This window comes from Pseudonocardia sp. Ae150A_Ps1 (assembly GCF_001932315.1).
Classification (GTDB): Bacteria; Actinomycetota; Actinomycetes; order Mycobacteriales; family Pseudonocardiaceae; genus Pseudonocardia.
In genome coordinates, this window is sequence record NZ_MCIJ01000001.1 from 4,251,289 (window position 1) to 4,272,784 (window position 21,496).

Annotated in this window: 24 protein-coding genes and 1 pseudogene; 18 read left to right on the forward strand and 7 right to left on the reverse strand. The window is 74.2% G+C overall.

What is annotated here, in order from left to right; all coding sequences use genetic code 11:
- Positions 1–47 precede the first annotated feature (47 nt).
- Both Ae150APs1_RS33770 and Ae150APs1_RS33775 read left to right on the forward strand, forming a co-directional pair.
- Positions 48–827, forward strand: a pseudogene (locus Ae150APs1_RS33770) (MFS transporter); the annotation flags it as partial.
- A gap of 148 nt (positions 828–975) precedes the next feature.
- Positions 976–1,278, forward strand: coding sequence for a hypothetical protein (locus Ae150APs1_RS33775; protein ID WP_249266401.1), 303 nt, complete (start codon positions 976–978; stop codon positions 1,276–1,278).
- Positions 1,279–1,282: 4 nt separating this feature from the next.
- Here the strand turns inward: Ae150APs1_RS33775 and Ae150APs1_RS19990 are convergent, their stop codons facing one another.
- The 3 genes from Ae150APs1_RS19990 to Ae150APs1_RS20000 are packed head-to-tail and all read right to left on the reverse strand — an operon-like array spanning position 1,283 to position 3,906.
- Positions 1,283–2,251, reverse strand: coding sequence for a CHAD domain-containing protein (locus Ae150APs1_RS19990; protein ID WP_075299572.1), 969 nt, complete (start codon positions 2,249–2,251; stop codon positions 1,283–1,285).
- Positions 2,252–2,260: 9 nt separating this feature from the next.
- A complete protein-coding gene (dapD, locus tag Ae150APs1_RS19995; protein WP_075299574.1) occupies positions 2,261–3,199 on the reverse strand; it encodes a 2,3,4,5-tetrahydropyridine-2,6-dicarboxylate N-succinyltransferase in 939 nt (312 codons plus the stop codon).
- Positions 3,200–3,210: 11 nt separating this feature from the next.
- Positions 3,211–3,906, reverse strand: coding sequence for a helix-turn-helix transcriptional regulator (locus Ae150APs1_RS20000; RefSeq protein ID WP_082399138.1), 696 nt, complete (start codon positions 3,904–3,906; stop codon positions 3,211–3,213).
- A 507-nt stretch (positions 3,907–4,413) separates the two neighbouring features.
- Here Ae150APs1_RS20000 and dapE point away from each other — a divergent pair.
- From dapE to Ae150APs1_RS20040, 8 genes are all read left to right on the forward strand, one after another.
- Entirely contained in the window at positions 4,414–5,478 is a 1,065-nt protein-coding gene (gene dapE / locus Ae150APs1_RS20005; protein ID WP_075302321.1) for a succinyl-diaminopimelate desuccinylase, read from the forward strand.
- Positions 5,479–5,525: 47 nt separating this feature from the next.
- Positions 5,526–6,299, forward strand: a complete 774-nt coding sequence (locus tag Ae150APs1_RS20010) for a TIGR00730 family Rossman fold protein (protein ID WP_075299576.1) — start codon at positions 5,526–5,528, stop codon at positions 6,297–6,299.
- Complete coding sequence (locus tag Ae150APs1_RS20015; RefSeq protein WP_010241569.1) at positions 6,299–6,892, forward strand: TIGR00730 family Rossman fold protein; 594 nt, start codon at positions 6,299–6,301, stop codon at positions 6,890–6,892. Before Ae150APs1_RS20010 ends, Ae150APs1_RS20015 begins: the two co-directional genes overlap by 1 nt.
- The gene (locus Ae150APs1_RS20020) at positions 6,889–7,881 is read left to right on the forward strand and encodes a glucosyl-3-phosphoglycerate synthase (protein WP_075299578.1); all 993 of its coding nucleotides are present in this window, start codon (positions 6,889–6,891) and stop codon (positions 7,879–7,881) included. The genes Ae150APs1_RS20015 and Ae150APs1_RS20020 overlap by 4 nt, the downstream gene beginning before the upstream one ends.
- A 12-nt stretch (positions 7,882–7,893) precedes the next feature.
- Positions 7,894–8,256, forward strand: coding sequence for a DivIVA domain-containing protein (locus Ae150APs1_RS20025; protein WP_010241567.1), 363 nt, complete (start codon positions 7,894–7,896; stop codon positions 8,254–8,256).
- Positions 8,257–8,334: 78 nt separating this feature from the next.
- The gene (locus tag Ae150APs1_RS20030; protein WP_083680253.1) at positions 8,335–8,865 is read left to right on the forward strand and encodes an SRPBCC family protein; all 531 of its coding nucleotides are present in this window, start codon (positions 8,335–8,337) and stop codon (positions 8,863–8,865) included.
- Positions 8,862–9,455: a DNA-3-methyladenine glycosylase I gene (locus Ae150APs1_RS20035; RefSeq protein ID WP_075299580.1), complete on the forward strand. Its 594-nt coding sequence runs from the start codon at positions 8,862–8,864 to the stop codon at positions 9,453–9,455. Before Ae150APs1_RS20030 ends, Ae150APs1_RS20035 begins: the two co-directional genes overlap by 4 nt.
- Before the next feature lie 188 nt (positions 9,456–9,643).
- On the forward strand, positions 9,644–9,811 hold the full coding sequence (locus Ae150APs1_RS20040) for a DUF3117 domain-containing protein (RefSeq protein ID WP_010241564.1): 168 nt from the start codon (positions 9,644–9,646) through the stop codon (positions 9,809–9,811).
- A 63-nt stretch (positions 9,812–9,874) separates the two neighbouring features.
- On the opposite strand, the gene glgA is transcribed toward Ae150APs1_RS20040, so the two are convergent.
- Positions 9,875–11,038, reverse strand: a complete 1,164-nt coding sequence (glgA, locus tag Ae150APs1_RS20045; RefSeq protein WP_075299582.1) for a glycogen synthase — start codon at positions 11,036–11,038, stop codon at positions 9,875–9,877.
- A 125-nt stretch (positions 11,039–11,163) separates the two neighbouring features.
- Here glgA and glgC point away from each other — a divergent pair, with 125 nt between their 5' ends.
- Positions 11,164–12,399 carry a glucose-1-phosphate adenylyltransferase gene (gene glgC / locus Ae150APs1_RS20050; protein ID WP_050802543.1) on the forward strand — a complete coding sequence of 412 codons (1,236 nt, stop codon included), beginning with the start codon at positions 11,164–11,166 and terminating at the stop codon, positions 12,397–12,399.
- A 1-nt stretch (position 12,400) separates the two neighbouring features.
- Here the strand turns inward: glgC and Ae150APs1_RS20055 are convergent, their stop codons facing one another.
- Complete coding sequence (locus tag Ae150APs1_RS20055; RefSeq protein WP_075299584.1) at positions 12,401–13,033, reverse strand: class I SAM-dependent methyltransferase; 633 nt, start codon at positions 13,031–13,033, stop codon at positions 12,401–12,403.
- Between the two features lie 165 nt (positions 13,034–13,198).
- On the opposite strand from Ae150APs1_RS20055, the gene sigE reads away from it, so the two are divergent.
- The 4 genes from sigE to tatB all read left to right on the forward strand — a co-directional run bounded on the left by sigE (position 13,199) and on the right by tatB (position 16,639).
- Complete coding sequence (sigE, locus tag Ae150APs1_RS20060; RefSeq protein ID WP_075299586.1) at positions 13,199–13,834, forward strand: RNA polymerase sigma factor SigE; 636 nt, start codon at positions 13,199–13,201, stop codon at positions 13,832–13,834.
- Positions 13,831–14,484, forward strand: a complete 654-nt coding sequence (locus tag Ae150APs1_RS20065) for a zf-HC2 domain-containing protein (RefSeq protein WP_075299588.1) — start codon at positions 13,831–13,833, stop codon at positions 14,482–14,484. Before sigE ends, Ae150APs1_RS20065 begins: the two co-directional genes overlap by 4 nt.
- 92 nt (positions 14,485–14,576) lie before the next feature.
- On the forward strand, positions 14,577–16,133 hold the full coding sequence (locus tag Ae150APs1_RS20070) for a trypsin-like peptidase domain-containing protein (RefSeq protein WP_075299590.1): 1,557 nt from the start codon (positions 14,577–14,579) through the stop codon (positions 16,131–16,133).
- A gap of 50 nt (positions 16,134–16,183) precedes the next feature.
- Positions 16,184–16,639 (forward strand): Sec-independent protein translocase protein TatB, encoded by a 456-nt coding sequence (gene tatB / locus Ae150APs1_RS20075; protein ID WP_075299592.1) that lies wholly within the window; start codon positions 16,184–16,186, stop codon positions 16,637–16,639.
- Positions 16,640–16,673: 34 nt separating this feature from the next.
- Here the strand turns inward: tatB and Ae150APs1_RS20080 are convergent, their stop codons facing one another.
- The gene (locus tag Ae150APs1_RS20080) at positions 16,674–18,083 is read right to left on the reverse strand and encodes an amidase (protein WP_075299594.1); all 1,410 of its coding nucleotides are present in this window, start codon (positions 18,081–18,083) and stop codon (positions 16,674–16,676) included.
- Between the two features lie 66 nt (positions 18,084–18,149).
- On the reverse strand, positions 18,150–19,133 hold the full coding sequence (locus tag Ae150APs1_RS20085) for a D-2-hydroxyacid dehydrogenase (protein ID WP_083680255.1): 984 nt from the start codon (positions 19,131–19,133) through the stop codon (positions 18,150–18,152).
- 125 nt (positions 19,134–19,258) lie between these two features.
- Between Ae150APs1_RS20085 and Ae150APs1_RS20090 the strand changes: the two genes are divergently transcribed.
- From Ae150APs1_RS20090 to Ae150APs1_RS20100, 3 genes are read left to right on the forward strand one after another with little or no spacing between them, the layout of a single operon-like run.
- Complete coding sequence (locus Ae150APs1_RS20090) at positions 19,259–19,756, forward strand: DUF3830 family protein (RefSeq protein WP_010229774.1); 498 nt, start codon at positions 19,259–19,261, stop codon at positions 19,754–19,756.
- Between the two features lie 42 nt (positions 19,757–19,798).
- Entirely contained in the window at positions 19,799–20,527 is a 729-nt protein-coding gene (locus Ae150APs1_RS20095) for a maleate cis-trans isomerase (RefSeq protein ID WP_010229771.1), read from the forward strand.
- Positions 20,528–20,539: 12 nt separating this feature from the next.
- A complete protein-coding gene (locus Ae150APs1_RS20100) occupies positions 20,540–21,211 on the forward strand; it encodes a GntR family transcriptional regulator (RefSeq protein WP_212567316.1) in 672 nt (223 codons plus the stop codon).
- Positions 21,212–21,496: the final 285 nt, after the last annotated feature.

A 21,496-nucleotide genomic window follows, 5' to 3' on the forward strand; every position in this document is an offset into this window, starting at 1 on the left:
GCCCGGTACACGGCCTGATCGTTTCGCCGGACAAGGGAGCTGCGCCGATGTCGTCGTCAGCGGGTACGCCGCCCGTGCACCGGGCCGTGCGGCCGGGACTCGTCCTCGCCGGGGTGCTGGCCCTCGCGGTCAACCTGCGTGCCGGTCTGGCCGGGTACCCGCCGCTGCTGGAGACGGCCCGCGCCGACCTCGGGATCGGGGCGGGTGGCGCCGGACTGGTCCAGGCGGGCGCCGTGCTGATGATGTCGGCCGGGTCTTTCGGGGCCGCCGCGGTCGCGGCCCGGGTCGGCCGGGAGCGGCTCCTCGGTGTCGCGGTCGCCACGATCGGTCTGGGGAGTCTCCTGCGTGCCGTCGCCGCGCTCCCGGCGCTCATCGGCGGGAGCGTGCTGGTCGGCCTGGGGATCGGCGTTGCCGGCGTCCTGCTGACGGGTGTGGTCAAGGAGCACCTCGCCGAACGGGCCGGGGCGGTGACCGGCGCCTACGTCGTCTCGATGATGATCGGTGCGACGATCGCGTCGGCGGTCGCGGTGCCGCTCGCCGTCGCGCTGGGCGGTTGGTCGTTCTCCCTCGCGGTCTGGGCGGTGCCCGCCGTCCTGGCCGTCGCGGTGTGGATCCCGGTCGCGTCGCGGATGGGGCGGGCCGCCCCGGTGGCGGCCGGGAACACGGTCGGCGACGACGCCGGGGAGACCACCGTCCGGGACGAGCTCCGGACGTGGCGCGATCCGTTCGCCCGCCGGATCGCCTGCTATCTCGCCGGGTCGTCGACGATCTTCTACGGCTGGCTGACCTGGCTGTCGCCGTTCTACGAGCAGCAGGGGTGGTCCCCGCAGGCGGCGGGACTGCTGCTGGCGGTCTGGAGCATCGCGCAGATCCCGGCTGCGCTGTTGTTCCCGGGCGGCCGCGGAACGGCAGCGGAGGTGGCAGCTGTGGGCGTCGCTGACGGTCCTGAGCAGTCTAGCCGGGACCCTGGGGGCGTTGTTCCTGCCCGCGCCGGGGACGCCGCTGCCGTGGCTCTGGGCGTCGCTGATCGGCATCGGGGTCGGGGCCGGGTTCCCGCTCGGCCTCACCGTCATCGCCTGGCGGACGCCGACGCCGGCGCGCAGCGCGGCCGTCAGCGGGTTCGGGCTCGGGATCGGCTACTTCGCGGCCGGGATCGGGCCACTGGTGATGGGGCTGCTGATCGATCTCGGCGGGTTCCCGCCGGCGATCGTCCTGCTCGTCGCCGCTGCCGGTCTCCAGGCGGCCGCCGTCTGGCGGATCGGCGACCGCCGGGAGTAGCCGGTCAGAGTTTCTCGGCGCGTTCGGACAGCTCCAGCCAGGCGTCCCACCACCGGGTGCGGAGGTCCTCGGCCCGGGCACGTTCCCGCTCGACGAGCCGCCCGCCGACGAAGACCTCGTGCGCGTCGGGGGAGTTGCCCAGCTCGTCCAGCAGGGCCCGGATGCGGTGCTCGGCGACGCAGGCGTCCTGGTGGTCACCGAGCACCTCCTGGAGCCCCTCGGCGGCCTTGAGCATCTTCTTGACGTGCTTGGCGTCCTTGGTGCGGTCGCCGTCGTCGTCGCGCATCGCTGGTTCGACGAGCTCGCCGGTGTAGCGGAGCCGCTTGGTGCGGATCCGCAGGTCGTGCAGGGTCATGTCCGGCGGGTTCTCGCCGGCCCGCCGCACCGCCTTGGTGAGCTTGCGGGTCTCGGCGCGCACCAGGTCGATCAGGGCCGGGCGGGCGACCTCGTCGGGCGGCTCCGGCAGCGGTTCCGAGACCGCCTCGACCAGGTGTCGCCGCAGCGCGGTGTGCCGGTCGGAGTCGAGCTCGTCGAGCATCTCCGCCCGTGCCGCGATCCGTTCGGCCTCGAGCACACCGACGAGACGGTCCCCGGCGTCCTGCTCGGCGGGCGGGAGCGTCGCGACCTCGCCCCGCAGGCGTTCGATCATGATGTCGAGGTCGCGGACCGGGCCCAGCGCCCGTCCGAGGCGGCCGAGGTCGGACCGGAGACCGTCGGCCCAGGTGTGGTCGAGGAGCGGGCGGGCCGCCTTGAGAGCGGCCCGCATCCGGCGGACCGCGACCCGCATCTGGTGCAGCTCCTCGATGTCGGAGCCGTCCCGGACACCGGGTTCGTGGTGCAGCATCGCGCGCAGACGCTTGTCGAGCAGCGCCCGCACGTGGGCGACGGCCGGCTCACCGGGCCCGGCCGTGAGTCGTTCGCCCAGGTCGGCGACGCCGTACAGGTTCGAGGGAGGCTGCGGGGCCCCGTCCATGCTCACGTCCTAGTTGGTGTGCAGTGCGGCGTTGAGGGCGATGCCGTCGCCGGTGCGGGCGAGCGCCTCGACCGCGCCGGAGACGGAGTTGCGGCGCAGCAGCAGCCCGTCCTGCCCGGAGAGCTCGCGTGCCGCGGTCGTCGCCCCGTCGGGAAGGACGACCTTCGTGCCCGCGGTCAGGTAGAGACCCGCCTCGACGACGCAGTCGTCGCCCAGCGAGATCCCCAGCCCGGCGTTGGCGCCGAGCAGGCAGCGGCGGCCGATCGAGATGACCTCCTTGCCGCCCCCGGACAGTGTGCCCATGATCGACGCGCCGCCACCGATGTCGGAGCCGTCGTCGACGACGACGCCGGCCGAGATGCGGCCCTCGACCATCGACGCACCGAGCGTGCCGGCGTTGAAGTTCACGAAGCCCTCGTGCATGACGGTCGTGCCCTCGGCGAGGTGCGCGCCCAGGCGGACCCGGTCGGCGTCGCCGATCCGCACGCCGGACGGGACCACGTAGTCGACCATCCGCGGGAACTTGTCGACGTGCGTGACCGTCACGGGCCCGCGGGACCGCAGCTTCGCGCGGGTCAGCTCGAAGCCGGGGACCGGGCACGGGCCGTGGTTGGTCCACACGACGTTGGCCAGCAGGCCGAACTGGCCCTCCAGGCTGACCTGGTGCGGCCGGACCAGCCGGTGGCTGAGCAGGTGCAGGCGGAGGTAGGCGTCGGCCGCGTCGACCGGGGCGTCGGCCAGCGAGCCGATCTCGGTGCGGACGACCTCGGTGCGCACCCCGCGCAGCTCGTCGGTCGCGACGAGCGCGGCGAGGTCGTCGGCGGGGTCGGTCACGTCGGTCCCGGCGAGCGCGGGCGCCGGGTACCAGACGTCGAGGACGGTGCCGTCGGTCGTGACCGTGGCCAGGCCGGTGCCGGAAGCGCCTTCGCGGCGGTACTCGGTACTCACGGCCGCCGAACCTACCGTCCCGGCGACGCTCGTGGCGCGCCGCCGTGGGTGCGCCGGGCCACGTCGTGCCCGGACGTGGCGGCACCGCTCAGATGGGCAGCGGCCCGCAGGTAACGCGCGACCCGCTGGGGCGCGAACGGCGGGGGAACGGGCGCGGGGAGCCGGCCGCACGACTCGCACCGCGACTGCAGCTGGATCCACCGCTCGACGGTCGGAGGAGCCGGGACGCACCGGTACAGCGCCACCCGCACCTCCCACACGCTGCGGGCGCGCATCACGTCGCGCATCGCACGATCCCGGCGGAACGTCTCCGGCGGTCGGGCCAGGCCGAACCGGTCGGCCCACCACTCGCCGTCCACGGGGTCGAGCACGGTGTCCAGGTGCGACGGGAACCGGCGCCCCGCACCGTCGCGGACATCGCCCGGGATGTCCTCCATCGGCCGCACGAGGCGGTTCTCCTGGTCGACGGCGACCAGCCGCAGGCCGGCGACGTCGAGGATCGCCGAGAGCGTGTCGAGGCTCGGCGCGAGCGACCGGCTCTCGATCCGGCCGATCGTCGACCGGGCCAGCCCGGTGCGCTCCGCGAGCTCCCGCTGGGAGAGGTCGGCTCGTCGGCGGACCGCGCGGACCAGGCCCGAGACGTCGGGGACCGCCACGTCGTCGGGCGCCGCCGGCGGCTCCGCGAGCACCGGGTCATGGTCTGTCATGTGGTCGAGCCTGGCTGCCGGCGAGGCGTCCGGAGCGGTCGTTCGCCGGCCTGTGGACAACCGGTCGACTTGTGGATGGTTGCGGCGGACGTCGCCCCTCCGGCGGCAGTCGCGTCGGCGCTCCGCGCCACGGCCCGCGGCCTACCCGGTGCCGTCCCGGTACGCCGGCGCGCCTCGTGGCGCCGATCGGGCGGGCCCGGGAGGGGTGCGCACTGCTCCCTTTGCTCTGCACACCGAGGCGCGCGCACCTCGGCGAGTGATCGGACGTCGAGAGTGCCCGCGCGCCACGGTGTGCAGAGCAAAGCCGGGAGTAGACACCCACCCCCGCCGCCCGATCCCGCCTCGACTCGACCTGCCGGACTCGGGCGCGTGGCCCGTGATCACGACGGCGCCGCCCGCGCGAGGTCACTGTCCGTCCGCGAACCGGGCCCGGGGCGTGGCGACCGAGCCGGGCGGCCCCGGGCACCTGCAGCGCCGGTCGGTAGCGTCGCGACGGTGACGAGGACGCTGCCCGCCCTGGACCTGACCTCCGACCCGGTGACGCTCACGGCAGCGCTGGTCGACGTCGCGAGCGTCTCCGGGGACGAGAAGGAGCTCGCCGACGCGCTCGAGCGTGCGTTGCGGACGCAGGCGCCGCACCTGGAGGTCCTGCGGTCCGGTGACGCGGTGCTCGCCCGCACGAACCTCGGCCGGCCGCACCGCGTCCTCCTGGCCGGGCACCTCGACACGGTCCCGATCGCCGACAACGTGCCGTCGTACCGGGCCGACGGGATCGTGCACGGCTGCGGCACGTCCGACATGAAGTCCGGTGACGCCGTGTTCGCCCACCTCGCGGCCACACTGCCGGATCCGCGGCACGACGTGACCTTCGTGTTCTACGACTGCGAGGAGATCGAGGCCGAGCGCAACGGCCTGGGCCGGATCGAGCGCGAGCACCGGGACTGGCTCGACGCCGATCTCGCGATCCTCGGTGAGCCCACCGACGGTGCGCTCGAGGCAGGCTGCCAGGGCACGTTGCGGGTCGAGCTCCGCACCTCGGGGCGGCGCGCGCACTCCGCGCGGTCCTGGCTGGGCGACAACGCGATCCACCGCGCCGGCGAGATCCTCGCCCGGCTCGCCGCCTACGACGCCCGCGACGTCGACATCGACGGCTGCCTCTACCGCGAGGGGCTGCAGGCGGTGCGGATCGGCGGCGGTGTCGCCGGCAACGTCGTCCCGGACGAGTGCGTCGTCACCGTCAACTTCCGGTTCGCGCCGGACCGCTCGGCGGACCAGGCCGTGGAGCACGTCCGCGAGGTGTTCGACGGGTTCCCGCTGACCGTCACCGATCTCTCGCCGGGGGCGCTGCCGGGGCTGTCGGCGCCCGCCGCCGCCGAGTTCGTCACCGCGAGCGGCGCCACGCCGCGCGCGAAGTACGGCTGGACCGACGTCTCGCGGTTCGCCGCCCTCGGCATCCCGGCCGTCAACTACGGACCCGGTGACCCGAACCTGGCGCACACCCGCGAGGAACACGTCGCCGAGGACGCGATCACCGCCTGCGCGGCCGTGCTGCGCCGCTACCTCGCGCCCTGAGCCAGCCGGGCGATCGGCGTGCACGCACGCGGAATACCGTGAGCCGCATGGCCGACGAGAACGCCGATCCCCAGAGGCTGCCGGAGAAGCAGCGTGGCCCGGTCGTGCTGCGGCGCAGCCGCAGCATCGAGCCGACGACCACCGACCAGCGGCTGCTCGACTCGCGGGGGCCGACGGACTGGGTGCACACCGATCCGTGGCGGGTCCTGCGGATCCAGGCGGAGTTCGTCGAGGGCTTCGGGATGCTCGCCGAACTGCCCCGGGCCGCCACGGTGTTCGGGTCGGCCCGCACACCGGTTGGCTCGGCCGAGTACGAACAGGGGCGCGAGCTCGGGGCCCGGCTGGCCGGAGCCGGTTTCGCTGTGATCACCGGCGGTGGTCCGGGCGCGATGGAGGCGGCCAACCGGGGCGCGTCGGAGGCCGGGGGTCTCTCGGTCGGGCTGGGCATCGAGCTGCCGTTCGAGCAGGGCCTGAACCCGTGGGTCGACCTCGGGATCAACTTCCGGTACTTCTTCGCGCGCAAGACGATGTTCGTGAAGTACTCGCAGGCGTTCGTCTGCCTGCCCGGTGGCTTCGGCACCCTCGACGAGCTGTTCGAGGCCCTCGTCCTCGTGCAGACCAAGAAGGTCACCAAGTTCCCGGTCGTCCTGCTCGGCACCGACTACTGGGGCGGGCTGCACGACTGGATCGCGAAGACCGTGCTGCGCGACGGGAAGGTCTCCGAGAAGGACATGGACCTGCTCTACCTGACCGACGACATCGACGACGCCGTCGACGTCGTCGTCGGCGAGGCCTACCACGCCTGGGAGGAGACGCACTGATGACCGACGCCGCACCCGGGTTCTCCGTCTGCGTGTACTGCGCCAGCTCCGACGGCGTCGCCGAGCACTACCTCGATCTCGCCGGGGCCGTCGGCCGGGGCGTCGCGGACCGCGGCTGGACACTCGTGTCGGGCGGCGGGCGTCGTTCCATGATGGGTGCGGTCGCCGCCGGTGCCCGCTCGGCGGGCGGCCGGACCGTCGGGATCATCCCGAAGTCCATGGTCGACTGGGAGTGGGCAGACCACGAGAGCGACGAGCTCGTGATCACCGACAGCATGCGGGACCGCAAGCGCCAGATGGAGGAGCGGTCCGACGCGTTCCTGGCCCTCCCGGGCGGCATCGGGACCTGCGAGGAACTGTTCGAGGTGTGGACGTCGGGGGTGCTCGGTCTGCACGACAAGCCGGTCGTCGTGCTCGACCCGGACGGGCACTGGGACGGGCTGCTCGACTGGGTCGCGGGCCTGCAGGACCGCGGTTTCGCCGCGCGCCCTCCGATGGGACGACTGCAGGTGGTCCGATCCGACGGCGCAGGACCGGACGGCGCCGCGCTCGTCGGCGCCGCTCTCGACGCCTGCGCCCGTCCCGTCGCGTGACCCGCCCGGGCGGCGACGGCGTGCCGTCCGTCGATCCGGAGCGTCTGGTCGCGTCCAAGGCCGGTCGCCGGATCACTGTCGTCCTGCCCGCGCTGGACGAGGAGACGACGATCGGCCCACTGGTCTCCGGTCTCCTGCGGCTCGCGGGTGGGCCGCCGGCACTGGTGGACGACGTCGTCGTCCTCGACTCGGGCTCCACCGACCGCACGGCGGCGCGCGCCGCCGCGGCCGGTGCCCGTGTGCTCGACCGGGAACGCGCGGTGCCGGAGGTCCCGGTGCTGCCCGGCAAGGGCGAGGCGATGTGGCGGGCGGTCGTCGCGCTGGGATCCGGAGCCGCCCCGTCCGACCTGATCTGTTTCGTCGACGCCGATCTCGTCGACCCGGACCCCGAGCTCGTCCCACGGTTGGTGGCGCCGTTGCTGCACCAGCCGGGGACGGCGCTGGTGAAGGGTTTCCACCGCCGTCCGCTCGACGGGCCGGACGGTCACGAGGGCGGCCGGGTCACCGAGCTCATGGCCCGGCCCCTGCTGGCGGCGCTGCGGCCCGGGCTGCGGCACGTCCGGCAGCCCCTCGGCGGTGAGTACGCGGCCACCGTGGGGCTGCTCGACCGGCTGCCGTTCGCCACGGGGTACGGCGTCGACGTCGGCCTGCTGCTCGACACCGTCGCGCTCCGGGGTCCCGAGGCGGTCGGGCAGGCCGATCTCGGCGTCCGGCGGCACCGCAACCGGCCGCTGCACGAGCTCGCCCGTACCTCGCGGGAGGTGCTCGCGACCGCGCTGGACCGGTGCGGGATCGACGACTCCGGCGCCGGCCTCGTGGGGTTCCTGCCCGGAGACGACGACGGTGCCCCCGGCTGGCGCACCGAGACACACACCCTCGTCCAGGTCGACCGTCCCCCGCCCGGTGACGTCCGCGCCGGCGGTCCGGCCGAGCCGGTGGCCGTGGGCGCCCGGCCGCGTGGGGCGGGCGCCGCCGTCGTCCGCTCGTGATGAGATGGGTCCATGGGGACCGCGCTGGTGTACGTGCTCGTCCTCGCCGTGGTGGCGGCGCTCGTCTTCGTGATCGCCGCCGCCGTCTTCGGGCGGGGCGAGGAGCTGGCCCCGCTCGCGCCGGACGCGACGCCGACCCGGCTGCCCGCACGCGAGGTGGCCGGCTCCGACGTGCGGGACCTGCGGTTCCAGCAGGTCCTGCGCGGGTACCGGATGGCGGAGGTCGACTGGGCGCTGGACCGGCTGGCCGGTGAGCTGGACCGGGTCCGCGCCGACCGGCACGAGCTGGCCGACCGGGTCGCCCGGCTGGAGGCGACGATCGCGCGGATGCACGCCGGGGAGACCCCGGGGGAGGATCCGCGCCGGCAGCGGTGAACTCGCGGGCCGCGGGCCGCGGGCTCGGGGGGCTCGGGGGGGGTGCCGGAGTGAGCAGAGCAAGGGACGGGCGGGGGAGTGGGCGACGTGCGTGACGGTGAGCAGAGCAAAGGGCCGGCGGAGCTGACCGTCCCGGTCGACGTCGATGTACCCGCCGCGGTGCTCTGGGACGTCGTCTCCGACCTCGAGGGCCAGTCGGAGTGGATGCTCGCCACGACCGTCCAGATCACCTCGGGGGACGGCCGTTCGGTCGGCACCGAGCTGCGCGCCACGACCGGGCTCGGTCCGCTCGGCGTCGCCGACACGATGCGGGTCACCGAGTGGACCGAGCCGCCCGCCGGCGGGTCCGGGACGCGACGGATCGTCGTCGCGCACACCGGCACCGTCATCCGGGGTGACGGGGTGTTCGTCGTCGAGGAGCTCGGGCCCGGCCGGTCCCGGTTCCTGTGGGCCGAACTGCTGGAGCTGCCGCTCGGGGCACTGGGCCGGCTCGGCTGGCCGGTCGTCCGGCCGGTGATGCGGGCCGGGGTCGCGCACTCCTTGCGTGCGATGGCGCGGCGCACCGAGCAGCGCCATCACGGGCAGGACGGGGGAGGAGCGCCGAGGTGAGCAGAGCAGAGGCACCGGACGGGAGGGGCCGCTGCGACTGGGCGCTCTCGGGCCCCGACTACGTCGCCTACCACGACGACGAGTGGGGCCACCCCGTGCACGGCACCGCGGCCTGGTTCGAACGCATGACCCTCGAGGGGTTCCAGTCCGGCCTGTCGTGGATCGTCATCCTGCGCAAGCGCCCGGCGTTCCGCGAGGTCTTCCACGACTTCGACCCCGAGCGCGTCGCCCGCTTCGGCGACGACGACGTGGCCCGCCTGCTCACCGACGCCCGCATCGTCCGGAACCGGCAGAAGATCGAGGCCGCGGTCACCAACGCGCGGGCCGTCCTCGACCTGGCCGACGCCGGTGACGACCTCGGCGGCCTCCTCGCCTCGTTCGCCCCGGACCCGGCCGAGCATCCCCGCCCGGCCCGGATCGAGGACGTCCCCGGGAGCACCCCGGAGTCCACCGCCTTGTCGAAGGCGCTCAAGAAGCGCGGGTTCCGGTTCGTCGGCCCGACGACCTGCTACGCCCTCATGCAGGCGACCGGTCTCGTCGACGACCACGTCGCGTACTGCTGGCGGGCCGGCGCCGCCCGGGACGCCTGAGACGACCACGCCGGACGGTCGCCGCGCTGTTGCGCTGCGTGAACGCGCCCGCGCCCGCGCCCGCGCCGTGATCGCCTCGGTTGCACCCCGCCACCGGGGATGGGGAACAATGGAGGTCCACGGTCGGCGCGTGCCCCGAGCGCGTCCCCGAGGAACGACTGTTGAGGAAGCTGACGGAGGACGGACGAATGGCCGCGATGAAGCCCCGCACCGGCGACGGGCCCATGGAAGTCACCAAGGAGGGTCGGGGCATCGTGATGCGCGTCCCGCTCGAGGGCGGTGGGCGTCTGGTCGTCGAGATGACCCCGGACGAGGCCACGGACCTCAGCGAGGCGCTCAAGTCGACCGTCGGCTGACCGACCGCTCCCCCTCGGTCGAGCGGTGCGACGGCGGGGCCGGGTGACCGGCCCCGCCGTCGTTCAGGCCACGCTCTCGTAGACCTCGAGGGTCCGGCGGGCCATCTCCGCCCAGGCGAACTCGGTGACCGCCCGCTCCCGGCCCCGCTCACCCATCCGCGCCGCCCGCTCCGGGTCCGCCACCAGCGCGTTGACCCCGTCGGCGATGGACTTCTCGAACCCCTCGGTGTCGGCCGGGTCGTAGTGCGCGAGCAGGCCCGTCTCGCCGTCCGCGACGACCTCCGGGATCCCGCCGACGTCGGACGCGACGACGGCCGTCCCGCAGGCCATTGCCTCCAGGTTCACGATCCCCAGCGGCTCGTACACCGACGGGCACACGAACACCGTCGCCGCGGACAGCAGCTGCCGCACCTCGGTGGTCTTGAGCATCCGCTGGATCCAGACGACGCCGGAGCGCGACGCCGACAGCTCCGTCACCGCCGCCTCGGTCTCGGCCGCGATCTCCGCGGTGTCCGGCGCGCCGGCACACAGCACGACCTGCGCCGCCGGGTCGAACCGGTGCGCCGCCGCGACGAGGTGCTTCAGCCCCTTCTGCCGGGTGATCCGCCCGACGAACACCACCATCGGCCGGTCCGGGTCCACGCCGTTCTCGAGGAGGGCGTCGCGGGCCGGGTCGGGCGCGTAGAAGCCGGTGTCGATCCCGTTGTGCACCACGTGCACCAGCTCCGGGTCGATCGCCGGGTACGCCGCGAGGACGTCGCGGCGCATGCCGTGCGACACCGCGACGACGGCGTCCGCGGCCTCGTAGGCGGTCCGCTCCACCCACGACGACAGCCGGTACCCGCCGCCGAGCTGCTCGGCCTTCCAGGGGCGCAGCGGCTCCAGCGAGTGCGCGGTCACGACGTGCGGGCGGCCGTGCAGCAGCGCGCCGATGTGGCCGGCCATGTTGGCGTACCAGGTGTGCGAGTGCAGGACGTCGCACCGCTCCAGCTCGGCGGCCATCGACAGGTCCACGCCCAGCGTCGTCAGCGCTGCGTTGGCGCCGTCGGGCAGCGGTGGCGCGGAGTGCGCGCGGGCGTCGGCCGGGGCGTCGATCCCCGGCTCGGCGAAGCAGTGGACGTCGACGTCGACCAGCTCCCGCAGGGCGGGGACGAGGTGTCCGACGTGGACTCCGGCACCGCCGTAGACGGCGGGCGGGTATTCACGGGTGAGCAGGCCGACGCGCACGGCGGGTGACGCTACTGCGTCCGGGTGCCGCCACGCGACCCACCGGGGTGCCCGGATCGCTCCGGCCGGGTCCGGCAGCACCGGACATATGGCCCCGCCACCGTGTGCCTACTACTGTTCACACCATGCGACCGACGGCGTCCGGGCGTCTTCCCGGAAGGGTTCTCGGAATCGTGCTGGCCGGCGGGGAGGGCAAGCGCCTCTGGCCCCTCACCGCCGATCGCGCCAAGCCTGCCGTCCCGTTCGGTGGCAACTACCGGCTCATCGACTTCGTCCTGTCGAACCTGGTGAACGCGGGCATGGACCGGCTCTGCGTGCTGACCCAGTACAAGTCCCACTCGCTGGACCGGCACATCTCCACGACGTGGCGACTGTCCAGCGTCCTCGACCAGTACATCACCACGGTCCCGGCGCAGCAGCGGCTCGGCCGCCGCTGGTACACGGGCAGCGCCGACGCGATCTTCCAGAGCCTGAACCTGGTCTACGACGACGAGCCCGAGTACATCGCCGTGTTCGGCGCCGACCACGTCTACCGGATGGACCCGGCGCAGATGATCGCCCAGCACGCCGAGTCCGGCGCGGGCGTCACCGTCGCCGGTATCCGGGTGCCGCGGGCCGAGGCCAAGGCGTTCGGCTGCATCGCCTCCGACGAGACCGGGCGGATCACCGAGTTCCTGGAGAAGCCGTCCGACCCGCCGCACGTGCCGGACGACCCCGAGGTCACCTTCGCGTCGATGGGCAACTACGTCTTCACGACCGAGGCGCTGCTCGACGCGCTGAAGGCCGACGCCGCGAACGCGGACTCCGACCACGACATGGGCGGCGACATCATCCCGGCGCTGGTGGCGAAGGGGGACGCGCACGTCTACGACTTCGCCGACAACGTCGTCCCCGGCGCGACCGACCGTGACGAGGGCTACTGGCGCGACGTCGGGACCATCGACGCGTACTACGACGCGCACACCGACCTCGTCTCCGTGCACCCGATCTTCAACCTGTACAACGCGCGCTGGCCGATCCGCACCGCGACGCCCGCCCTGCCGCCGGCGAAGTTCGTCGAGGGCGGCATCGCGCAGGACTCGATCGTCGGCGCCGGGACGATCATCTCCGGGGCCATCGTGCGCCGGTCGGTGATCAGCCCGAACGTCAGCGTCCAGGGCGGCGCGGAGGTCTCCGACTCGGTGGTGCTGCCGGGTGCCCGGATCGGGCGGGGCGCGGTCGTGCGGCGGGCGATCCTGGACAAGAACGTCGTCGTACCGGACGGCGCGCTGATCGGCGTCGACCTCAACCTGGACCGCAGCCGCTACACCGTCTCCAACGGCGGCGTCGTCGTTCTCGGGAAGGGCGTCACGGCCCAGTGAGTCACCGGCGGACGGCGCAGAGCATGCCGTCCGCCACCGGGAGCAGCGCGGACAGCAGCCGCTCGTCGTCGCGCACCAGCGCGGCGGTCTCGCGCAGCGCCGCCGTCCCCGGGCCGTCCTCCGAGCCGTCGCCCGCGACGCGGCCCCTGTCGAGCACACCCTCCAGGACCAGCACGCCACCGGGGCGGAGCAGCCGGACCGCCTCGGCGAGGTAGCCCGGGTACTCGGCGGGGACGGCGTCCGCGACGACGAGGTCGTAGCCGCCGTCGGTGAGCCGCGGCAGCACGTCGAGCGCCATCCCGTTGATCAGGCGCAGCCGGCCGGGGCCGTAGCCGGCGCCGATCGCGGTGCGCTTCGCCGCGCGCTGCAGCTCCGGGTCGACGTCGATGGTAGTGAGCACGCCGTCCGCCGCCATGCCCCGGAGCAGGTAGAGCCCGCTGACACCGGCTCCGGTGCCGATCTCGACGACGGCGCGCGCGGCGACCGTCGCCGCCAGCACGGACAGCGCCGCACCGCCGGCCGGGGAGATCGGGTGCGCGCCCGCCGACGTGCCGAGCGCACGGGCCTCGCCGAGCGCGTCGTCCTCGGCGAGGTAGCCCTCGGCGTACGCGGCGCCCCCCGCGGGTGTGCTCATGGCGCAAGATTATCTACGTACCGGTCCGGAACGATTTCACAGACTTCTCTCAGATCCGTTTCACATGCTCCTCATCAGCGGCGGGCACTCTGTACTGCAACGAACCAGACCTCGCGGGCGAGCGAACAACCGACCGGCCGCGATCGACGGAGGTGCCCCGCCCCGATGCCTGCTCCTCGAACCGCCGACGACGCCCCTGTCCGGGACGCCGCCGGCACGCGCCCCGGTGAGGGCGCCGACTGGACCCCGCCCAGCTGGGACGAGGTCGTCCGGGAGCACGCCGACCGTGTCTACCGGCTCGCCTACCGCCTGTCCGGCAACCAGCACGACGCCGAGGACCTCACCCAGGAGACGTTCATCCGGGTGTTCCGCTCGCTCGCGTCGTACAAGCCGGGCACGTTCGAGGGCTGGCTGCACCGCATCACGACGAACCTGTTCCTGGACATGGTCCGCCGCCGCGCCCGCCTCCGGATGGAGGGCCTGCCGGAGGACACCGAGCGGGTCCCCGGTGGCGGCCCCGAGCCGGAGACCGTGTTCGCGATCAACCACCTGGACCCGCACCTGCAGGCCGCGCTGGACGAGCTCCCGCCGGACTTCCGGGTCGCCGTCGTCCTGTGCGACGTCGAGGGCCTGTCCTACGAGGAGATCGGGGCGACGCTCGGTGTGAAGCTGGGCACGGTGCGCAGCCGGATCCACCGCGGGCGGACCGCGCTGCGCGCGTCGCTGGAGCGGCACCGTGCCGCCGAGCGGGACGAGGCGGTGGCAACCGACCGCAACCCGGTGGCAGAGTTGACGTCGTGACCGATCGACGGCGTTTCCAGGTCGTCCCCCCGGACTGGGGGGAGGCCCACCTGACGCTCGAGGCGGTCGTCGCCTACGTGGACGACGAGCTGGCCCGCGGCCCGCACGACCGGGCCACCCGGCACCTCGGGCACTGCCCGGACTGCGCGGCCGAGGTCGCCGAGCAGCGGCGGGCCCGGTCAGCGCTGCGCGGTGCCGACGCGTCGACGCTGCCGCCGTCGCTGATGAGCGCGCTGCGGTCGATCCCGCAGGACACCGAACTCCCCCCGCCGCCGGCGGGCCTCTCGCTCACCCCCGACGGCGAGCTCGTCTCGGTGCTGCGTCCCGCCGAGTTCGGTGACACCGGAGAGCGCCGCTCCCGCCGGTCGCGGCGGGTGCGGCTCGGCACCGGTGCAGCCGTGTCCGGGATCGCGCTGGGCGCGCTCGCGTTCGGCGTACCGGCCGCGACGACGTCGGCCCCGGCCCCCGGCGGCCCGGGTCCCGGAGCCGCCGCCGTCGCCCGGTTCGCCACCACCCCGACGCAGGCCCCGCGTCAGCGCTCGTCGTCGGCGACCCCGGCGCCGGGCACCCCCGCGTCGCCGACCGGTGGCGTCACCCCGGCGGCGCCGACCTCCACCGTCCGCAACGCCGGGCTGCCCCCGTCCGGCTGACGGCGCCGGACCGATACAGGGACTTCACCGCCGGACCGGCAGTCTGGCGGGGTGCTGTGGGGTGACGCGACGTCGTGCGTGACGGGCCGGCGATGAGCGGGACTCCCGACCACGGGGACGACCGCCCCGGAGACCCGGCCGGATCGGCCCCGCCCCGGCTGGAGCCGCGTCCGCTGACCCGCCCGGACACCGATCCCGGCGAGCGGGCCGCGTTCGGACGCCCGGACGGCGTCGGCTCGTCGTTCGCGCCGCCGCCGCGGCACGGCTCCCGCAACGGGTCCGGCCTGCCCGCCGCACCACCGCCGACGGCCGCGGTCGCCCGCGCGTTCGGCAGGCCCGAGGACGGGGGCCCCGGCCTGCAACGGCCGGCGGCCGACGAGGCGGAGGGTCCGGCCACTCCCGGTGAGCAGAGCAAAGAGGCGTTCTGGCCGGGCGGTTCCACCGACGACCCGTGGCGGGATCCGGGGACCCCGGTGGTCGCGTCCGCCCCGCACGGCGACGCCGACCCCGAGCCCGGTCCCGACCCGGAGGACGGCCCGCGGCTCAGCGTCCGCGACGTCCTCTTCGGCAAGCGGGTGCAGCCCCGCGCCCTGGCACTCCTCGGCGTGCTGGCGCTCGGCATCGGCGCGCTCGGCGGTCTCGTCGGGCACTGGACGGCGTCCGGGGCGAGCGAGCTGACCAGCCCCGGCGCGGTGCTCGCGTCGGCGGAGGAGGCGAAGGAACGTCCGCCCGGGTCGGTACCGGAGGTCGCCGGCCGGGTCCTGCCGTCGGTGGTGTCGCTGGAGGTGTCGGTCGGCAACCAGGCGGGCAACGGTTCCGGCATCGTCATCGACCCCGAGGGCTACGTCCTCACCAACGACCACGTCGTCGCGCCCGCCGCGGGGCCCGGTGAGGGCTCGATCGAAGCCGTGTTCTCCGACGGTTCCCGGCTCCCGGCGACCGTGGTCGGCGCCGACCCGATGACCGACCTCGCCGTGGTGAAGGTGCCGGTCGCGAACCCGACGGTGGCGGCCATCGGCCGGTCCTCGGAGCTCGCCGTCGGCGACGCGGTGATCGCGATCGGGTCGCCGTTCGGGCTGGCCGGCACCGTGACGACCGGCATCGTCTCGGCCGTCGACCGCCCGGTCCGGCTCGACCCGGAGGGCAGCGCCGGTGACGCCGTCATCGACGCCGTGCAGACCGACGCCGCGATCAACCCCGGCAACTCGGGCGGGCCGCTGGTGGACGCGACCGGCGCCGTCGTCGGGATCAACACCGCGATCCGCAGCGCGAGCGCCGCCGAGGGCGGCGGTCAGGGCGGCTCGATCGGCCTCGGGTTCGCCATCCCGATCGACGACGCACGCGCGATCGCCGAGGAGCTCATCCGCAGCGGCCGGGTCGCGCACGCCGATCTCGGGGTGAACGCGCGCTCGGTGACCGACGGCTCCACCGACGGTGCCCAGGTGCAGAACGTCGTCGCCGGGGGACCGGCCGCGGCCGCGGGTGTCGTGGAGGGTGACGTCGTCGTCCGGGTCGCGGGCCGTCCCATCGCCGGCGCCGACGAGTTCGTCGTCGCGGTGCGGGAGCACGACCCCGGTGAGCAGATCCCGATCGAGCTCGTCCGTCAGGGCCGACCGCTCACCGTGACCGCGACGCTCGGCGAGCGCTGAGGAGGACCGGCGCACACCGGTCTCACAGGGACCGGCCGTACGCTGACGGTGTGTTCGAGAACATCGGCATGTGGGAGATCCTCGTCCTCGTGGTCGCGGGTCTGTTCATCCTCGGCCCCGACCGCCTCCCCGAGGCCGCCCGCTGGCTGGGCAGCGCCGTACGGCAGGTCAAGGACTACGCCACCGGCGCCCAGAACCACCTGAAGAAGGAGCTGGGCCCGGAGTTCGACCAGATCCGCCAGCCCCTGGACGACCTGCGGAGCCTGCGGTCGCTGAACCCCCGCCGCGCCATCACCCGCAGCCTGTTCTCCGACGACGATCCGGTGAAGCCGAACGGGTTCGCGCCCGGTGCCGCAGGCTCGAACGGCTCCGAGGCCGCTGCCGGGGGCGTGGCGGCGACCGGTGCTGCGGGCGCCGCGGCGAGCGCACCCGCACCGGCGCCCCGGCCGCCGCAGCAGCCGCTGTCCTCCGGGGAGCAGCCGCCGGTCGACCCCGACGCGACCTGACGGGACGCCCCGGGGCCCGGGGCGACGGGCGGGCTCAGCCCAGCAGGGCCGGCCGGCGCAGGTGGTGCTCCGTGGCCTGCTGGTAGGCGTGCGCCGCGGCCAGGACGGTCGCGTCGGCGTGCCGCGGCCCCACGACCTGCAGCCCGACCGGCAGCCCGGCGGAGGTGAACCCGCACGGCACCGACGTCGCCGGCTGCTGGGTCATGTTGAACGGGTAGGTGAAGGGCGTCCACGACGTCCAGCGCGGGTCGTGCCAGCCCTCGGGGACCTCCCGGCCGCCCTCGAACGCGGTGATCGGCAGCGTCGGGGTGAGCAGCAGGTCGTAGGAGTCGTGGAAGGCGCCCATCAGGGTGCCGAGCTCGTTGCGGACGGCCATCGCGCCCAGGTAGTCGAGCGCGGACACCCGCTCGCCCTGCTCGGCGATCCCGACGAGCGCCGGGTCCATCGCCGTCCGCGCCTCGGCGCCGATCGGTTCGAGCGACTTGGCCGCCGCGGCGAACCAGAGCGTGTGGAACGGCTCGATCGGGTCGGCGAACCCCGGGTCGGCGTGCTCCACGGTCGCGCCGAGCGCGCGGGAGAACACCGCGACGGCGTCGGCGACCAGCGCGGCCACCTCCGGGTCGACGTCGACGAAGCCGAGCGTGGGCGAGAACGCGATCCGCAGGCCCTGGGCCCCGCCGGCCAGCCGCTCGACGGCGGACTCCCGGGGCACGTCGAACACCCACGGGTCGTGGGTGTCGGGCTGGGCGACGACGTCGTGCAGCAGCGCCGCGTCGGCGACGGTGCGGGTCATGGGGCCGACGTGGGCGAGGGTGCCGAACGCCGAACCCGGGTAGTGCGCGATGCGGCCGTAGGTCGGCTTGTGCGCGACCGTCCCGGTGAAGGCGGCGGGGATCCGCACCGAGCCACCGGCGTCGGTCCCCAGCGACAGCGGGCCCATTCCCAGGCCGACGGCGGACGCGGACCCGCCCGACGAGCCGCCCGCCGTCCTCGTCGGGTCCCACGGGTTGGTGGTGACGCCGGTCAGCGGCGAGTCGGTGACGCCCTTCCAGGCCAGCTCCGGGGTGGTGTTCTTGCCCAGCAACACCGCGCCGGCGGCGCGGACCCGGGCGACCGGCGGGCCGTCGACCTCGAACGGGCCGTCGGGCGAGGTCGTCGTCGATCCGCGGCGGGTCGGCCAGCCGATCGTCAGGAGCATGTCCTTGATCGACGTGGGGACGCCGTCCAGCGGGCCGATCGGCTCGCCGGCCTGCCAGCGCGCCTCGGAGTCCTTCGCCTGCGACAGCGCGGAGTCGGCGTCGACGAGGCAGTAGGCGTTGACGGCCCCGTCGTGGGCCTCGATGCGGTCCAGCGCGTCCCGGGTGGCCTGGACGGGGGAGACCTCGCCGGTACGGTAGGCGGCCAGCAGCTCGGTCGCGCTCAGGTCCGCGGTCGTCTCGCTCACGAGTTCCCTCCGGTGGCAGTCTCTTCTGCGGGGCTCACGAGCTCGCCCCGGTGCTGTCTGCGGGGCTCACGAGTTCGCCCCGGTGCTGACGTACCCGCGTTCCGGGTCCACGACGTTGCGCAGCTCCCGGCCCTCCCGGAAGCGCGCGAGGTTGTCGGCGAACAGGTCGACGAGCATGGTCTTCCAGCCGACGACGTCACCGGACATGTGCGGGGAGAGCAGGACGTTCTCCATGTCCCAGAGCGGCGAGCCCGCGGGGAGCGGCTCGACCTCGAAGACGTCCAGTGCGGCGCCCGCGATCCGGCCGGACGCCAGCGCGTCGGTCAGGTCGTCCTGCACGACCAGCGGCCCCCGCCCGACGTTGATCACCCGCGCCCGCTCGGGCAGCAGCGCGATCGTCCCGCTGTGCAGCATGCCTCGGGTCGCGTCGGTCAGCGGCGCGGCGAGCACCAGGTGGTCGGAGTCGGGCAGGAGGTCGGGCAGCTCGTCGAAGGCATGCACGCCCTCGGCCGCGCGGCGGCCGACCAGCCGCACGGTCATCCCCACGACACCGAGCAGGTCGGCGATCGCGTGCCCGATCGGGCCGCTCCCGACGACGGTGGCGACCTTCCCGGCGACGGTCTCGGTCTCGCGATGCTGCCAGGTGCGCTCGCGCTGCAGGGCCAGCGACCGGGCGGTGTCCTTGGCGAAGGCGATCACCGCGCCGAGCACGAACTCGGCCATCGGCCGGTCGAACACGCCGCGCGAGTTCGTCAGCGTCACCGGGGAGCTGAGCAGCTCGGGGAACGCGACCCGGTCGACGCCGGCGCTGGCGGTGTGCACCCAGCGCAGGTCGGCGGTGCGCTCGGGCGACCACACCTGCCGGACGGCGTCCGAGGTGAAGTCCCAGGTGAGCAGGACGTCGCTGCCGGGGAGCGCGGCGGCCAGCTCGTCGGCGCTCGACACGATCCTGAGGCGTGCGTCACCGATGCGGTCATCGATCCCGGGCGGGGCGTCGCCCGCGCACAGCGCGGTGATGGTGGTGGGGTCCTGACCAGCGGAAACCGGCAACGGGAGATCCTGTCGGTGGGGAGGTCGGGCGGCGTTGACACGCTAGGAAGCGCACCTAGGATTGTCAACAATCCACCTATCCGGTGGAGGTCTCCCCGTATCCGCGAACGTCCGAGGGGAAACGGATGCCCAAGCTGATCAGGATCGAACTCGCGAAGCGCGGTGTCGCGTGCACCGCGGAACTGCTGGAGAAGGAGGCCCCGCGGACGTCCGCGGCGGTCTGGGAGGCCCTCGCGGGTGGCCCGCAGGGTGGTGACGCGCAGCACGCCAAGTACGCCCGCAACGAGGTCTACACGATCGTCCCGCGGTTCGGCCCGCGGATCGGCCAGGAGAACCCGACCGTCACCCCGATCCCGGGCGACGTCTGCTATTTCGACTTCCACGGGGGCATGCTCGACGCGGCCTTCAAGGACGACCAGGGCATCGACGCGGACCAGGGCGGCATCGACCTGGCGATCTTCTACGGCCGGAACAACCTGCTGCTGAACGGCGACGTCGGCTGGGTGCCCGGGAACGTCTTCGCGACGATCGTCGACGGGCTGGACGCGATCGCGACGGCCTGCCACGACGTCTGGCGTTCCGGCAGCGTCGGAGAGCGGCTCGTCTACTCGCGGGTCGAGTGAGCCCCTTGCGGTGACCCCGGGCTCTGTAGGATTGTCGACAACATGAGCACGGTCGGCATCCTGTACCCCGGATACTCCGCGGAGGACGACTACCCCCGCGCCGAGAAGCTCCTCGCCGACGGCAGCAGGCTCCCGCTGGTCCACTCCGAGATGAAGGTGGACGCACACCGGGAGGACGCGCTGCTCGACATCGGTGGCGACGACGTCCTCGCCGAGGCGGCCGGGCGCGTCGCCGCCGAGGCGGGGCCCCTCGACTCGGTCGTCTGGGCCTGCACCTCGGGCAGCTTCATCTTCGGCCCCGAGGGGGCGGCCCGGCAGGCGGCGGCGCTGGAGAAGGCGGCGGGCGTGCCGGCGTCGAGCACGTCGTTCGCGTTCGTGGACGCCTGCAAGCGGCTCGGCGTCACGACGGTGGCGGTCGGCGCGACCTACCCGCCGGACGTCGCCGGGGCGTTCGTGCAGTTCCTGACCCACCACGGCATCTCGGTGCTGACCGTCTCCGCGCGGGACATCATCACCGCCGCGGAGGTCGGGACGCTGCCGTCGTCGACGGTGCTCGAGTTCGCCGACGCGGTGTCGTCGGACGCGCCGGCCGCCGACGCGGTGCTGCTGCCGGACACCGCACTGCACACCGTGGAGATCCTGGACGCGCTCGACGAGCGTCTCGGCAAGCCGGTGCTGACGGCCAACCAGGTCAGCATCTGGCAGGGCCTGCGCCTGGCCGGCTCGGACGTCGACCGCCCCGGGCTGGGGACGTTGTTCCGGAAGGGGTGAGCCCGGGTGGGCCTGGACGTCTCGGACCTGGAGCCGGTCAGCCGGCGGTCGACCGCGGAGATCGTCGCGGACCGGATCCGCGCCGCGATCATGCGCGGCACGTTCGCGCCGGGCACCCAGCTCGGCGAGGTGGACCTGGCCGGACGGCTCGGGGTGAGCCGGGGGCCGCTGCGCGAGGCGATGCAGCGGCTCGTCGCCGAGGGGCTCCTGCGCAGCGAGCGGCACCGCGGCCTGTTCGTGCGCGAGCTCGGCCCCGACGACGTCCGTGACGTGTACCTGGCCCGGACCGCGGTCGAGCGGGCCGCAGCGCTGCAGGTGCTGGCGGGGGACCGGGCGTCGGCCGTCGTCGCGCTGGAGATCCCGCTCGGTGCGATGGAGGCCGCCGCGGCGGCCGGGGACGCGATCGGCCTCGCCGACGCCGACCACGACTTCCACGCCGCGCTGGTCGCGGCGTCCGGGAGCCCGCGGCTGCGCCGGATGACCGACGGGCTGCTCGTCGAGACCCGGATGTGCCTGGCCGCGTTCCAGCAGACCGCCCCGCCCGCCCCGGAGCTGCTCGCCGAGCACGAGGGGCTGCGCGACGCCCTGCGCGACGGCCGGACCGAGCTCCTGCTCGACCGGCTGGCCGCACACATGGACGATGCCGTCACCCGGATCCTCGCCGCGATGCCCGGGGCCGCCTGAGCCGGAACCGTGTGAATCGGGGCGCTCGCCGCCCCGCGCGATCGTTCGCATACGTAACATCTGGGCACGTGACGGGCGTGCTCGAGGGATTCCTGGTCATCACGGTCGTCGTCGCCGTCGGGTACGCCCTGGGCCGGGGCGGGGTCCTCGGCGACAACGGGTCCCGGGTCCTGGCGCGCACGGCGTTCTTCGTCGCCTCGCCCGCACTGCTGTTCACCACCCTGTCCCGGGCCGACGTCGGTGCGGTCTTCTCCTCCGCGCTCGTGGTCACGGCGTCACCAGCTC

Coding starts and splice junctions, on each gene's coding strand:
- Ae150APs1_RS19990 (WP_075299572.1), bottom strand. CDS start 2,251: ATGGACGGGGCCCCGCAGCCTCCCTCGAACCTGTACGGCGTCGCCGAC.
- Ae150APs1_RS20000 (WP_082399138.1), bottom strand. CDS start 3,906: ATGACAGACCATGACCCGGTGCTCGCGGAGCCGCCGGCGGCGCCCGAC.
- Ae150APs1_RS20010 (WP_075299576.1), top strand. CDS start 5,526: ATGGCCGACGAGAACGCCGATCCCCAGAGGCTGCCGGAGAAGCAGCGT.
- Ae150APs1_RS20015 (WP_010241569.1), top strand. CDS start 6,299: ATGACCGACGCCGCACCCGGGTTCTCCGTCTGCGTGTACTGCGCCAGC.
- Ae150APs1_RS20025 (WP_010241567.1), top strand. CDS start 7,894: ATGGGGACCGCGCTGGTGTACGTGCTCGTCCTCGCCGTGGTGGCGGCG.
- Ae150APs1_RS20040 (WP_010241564.1), top strand. CDS start 9,644: ATGGCCGCGATGAAGCCCCGCACCGGCGACGGGCCCATGGAAGTCACC.
- glgC (WP_050802543.1), top strand. CDS start 11,164: ATGCGACCGACGGCGTCCGGGCGTCTTCCCGGAAGGGTTCTCGGAATC.
- Ae150APs1_RS20055 (WP_075299584.1), bottom strand. CDS start 13,033: ATGAGCACACCCGCGGGGGGCGCCGCGTACGCCGAGGGCTACCTCGCC.
- sigE (WP_075299586.1), top strand. CDS start 13,199: ATGCCTGCTCCTCGAACCGCCGACGACGCCCCTGTCCGGGACGCCGCC.
- Ae150APs1_RS20070 (WP_075299590.1), top strand. CDS start 14,577: ATGAGCGGGACTCCCGACCACGGGGACGACCGCCCCGGAGACCCGGCC.
- Ae150APs1_RS20090 (WP_010229774.1), top strand. CDS start 19,259: ATGCCCAAGCTGATCAGGATCGAACTCGCGAAGCGCGGTGTCGCGTGC.
- Ae150APs1_RS20095 (WP_010229771.1), top strand. CDS start 19,799: ATGAGCACGGTCGGCATCCTGTACCCCGGATACTCCGCGGAGGACGAC.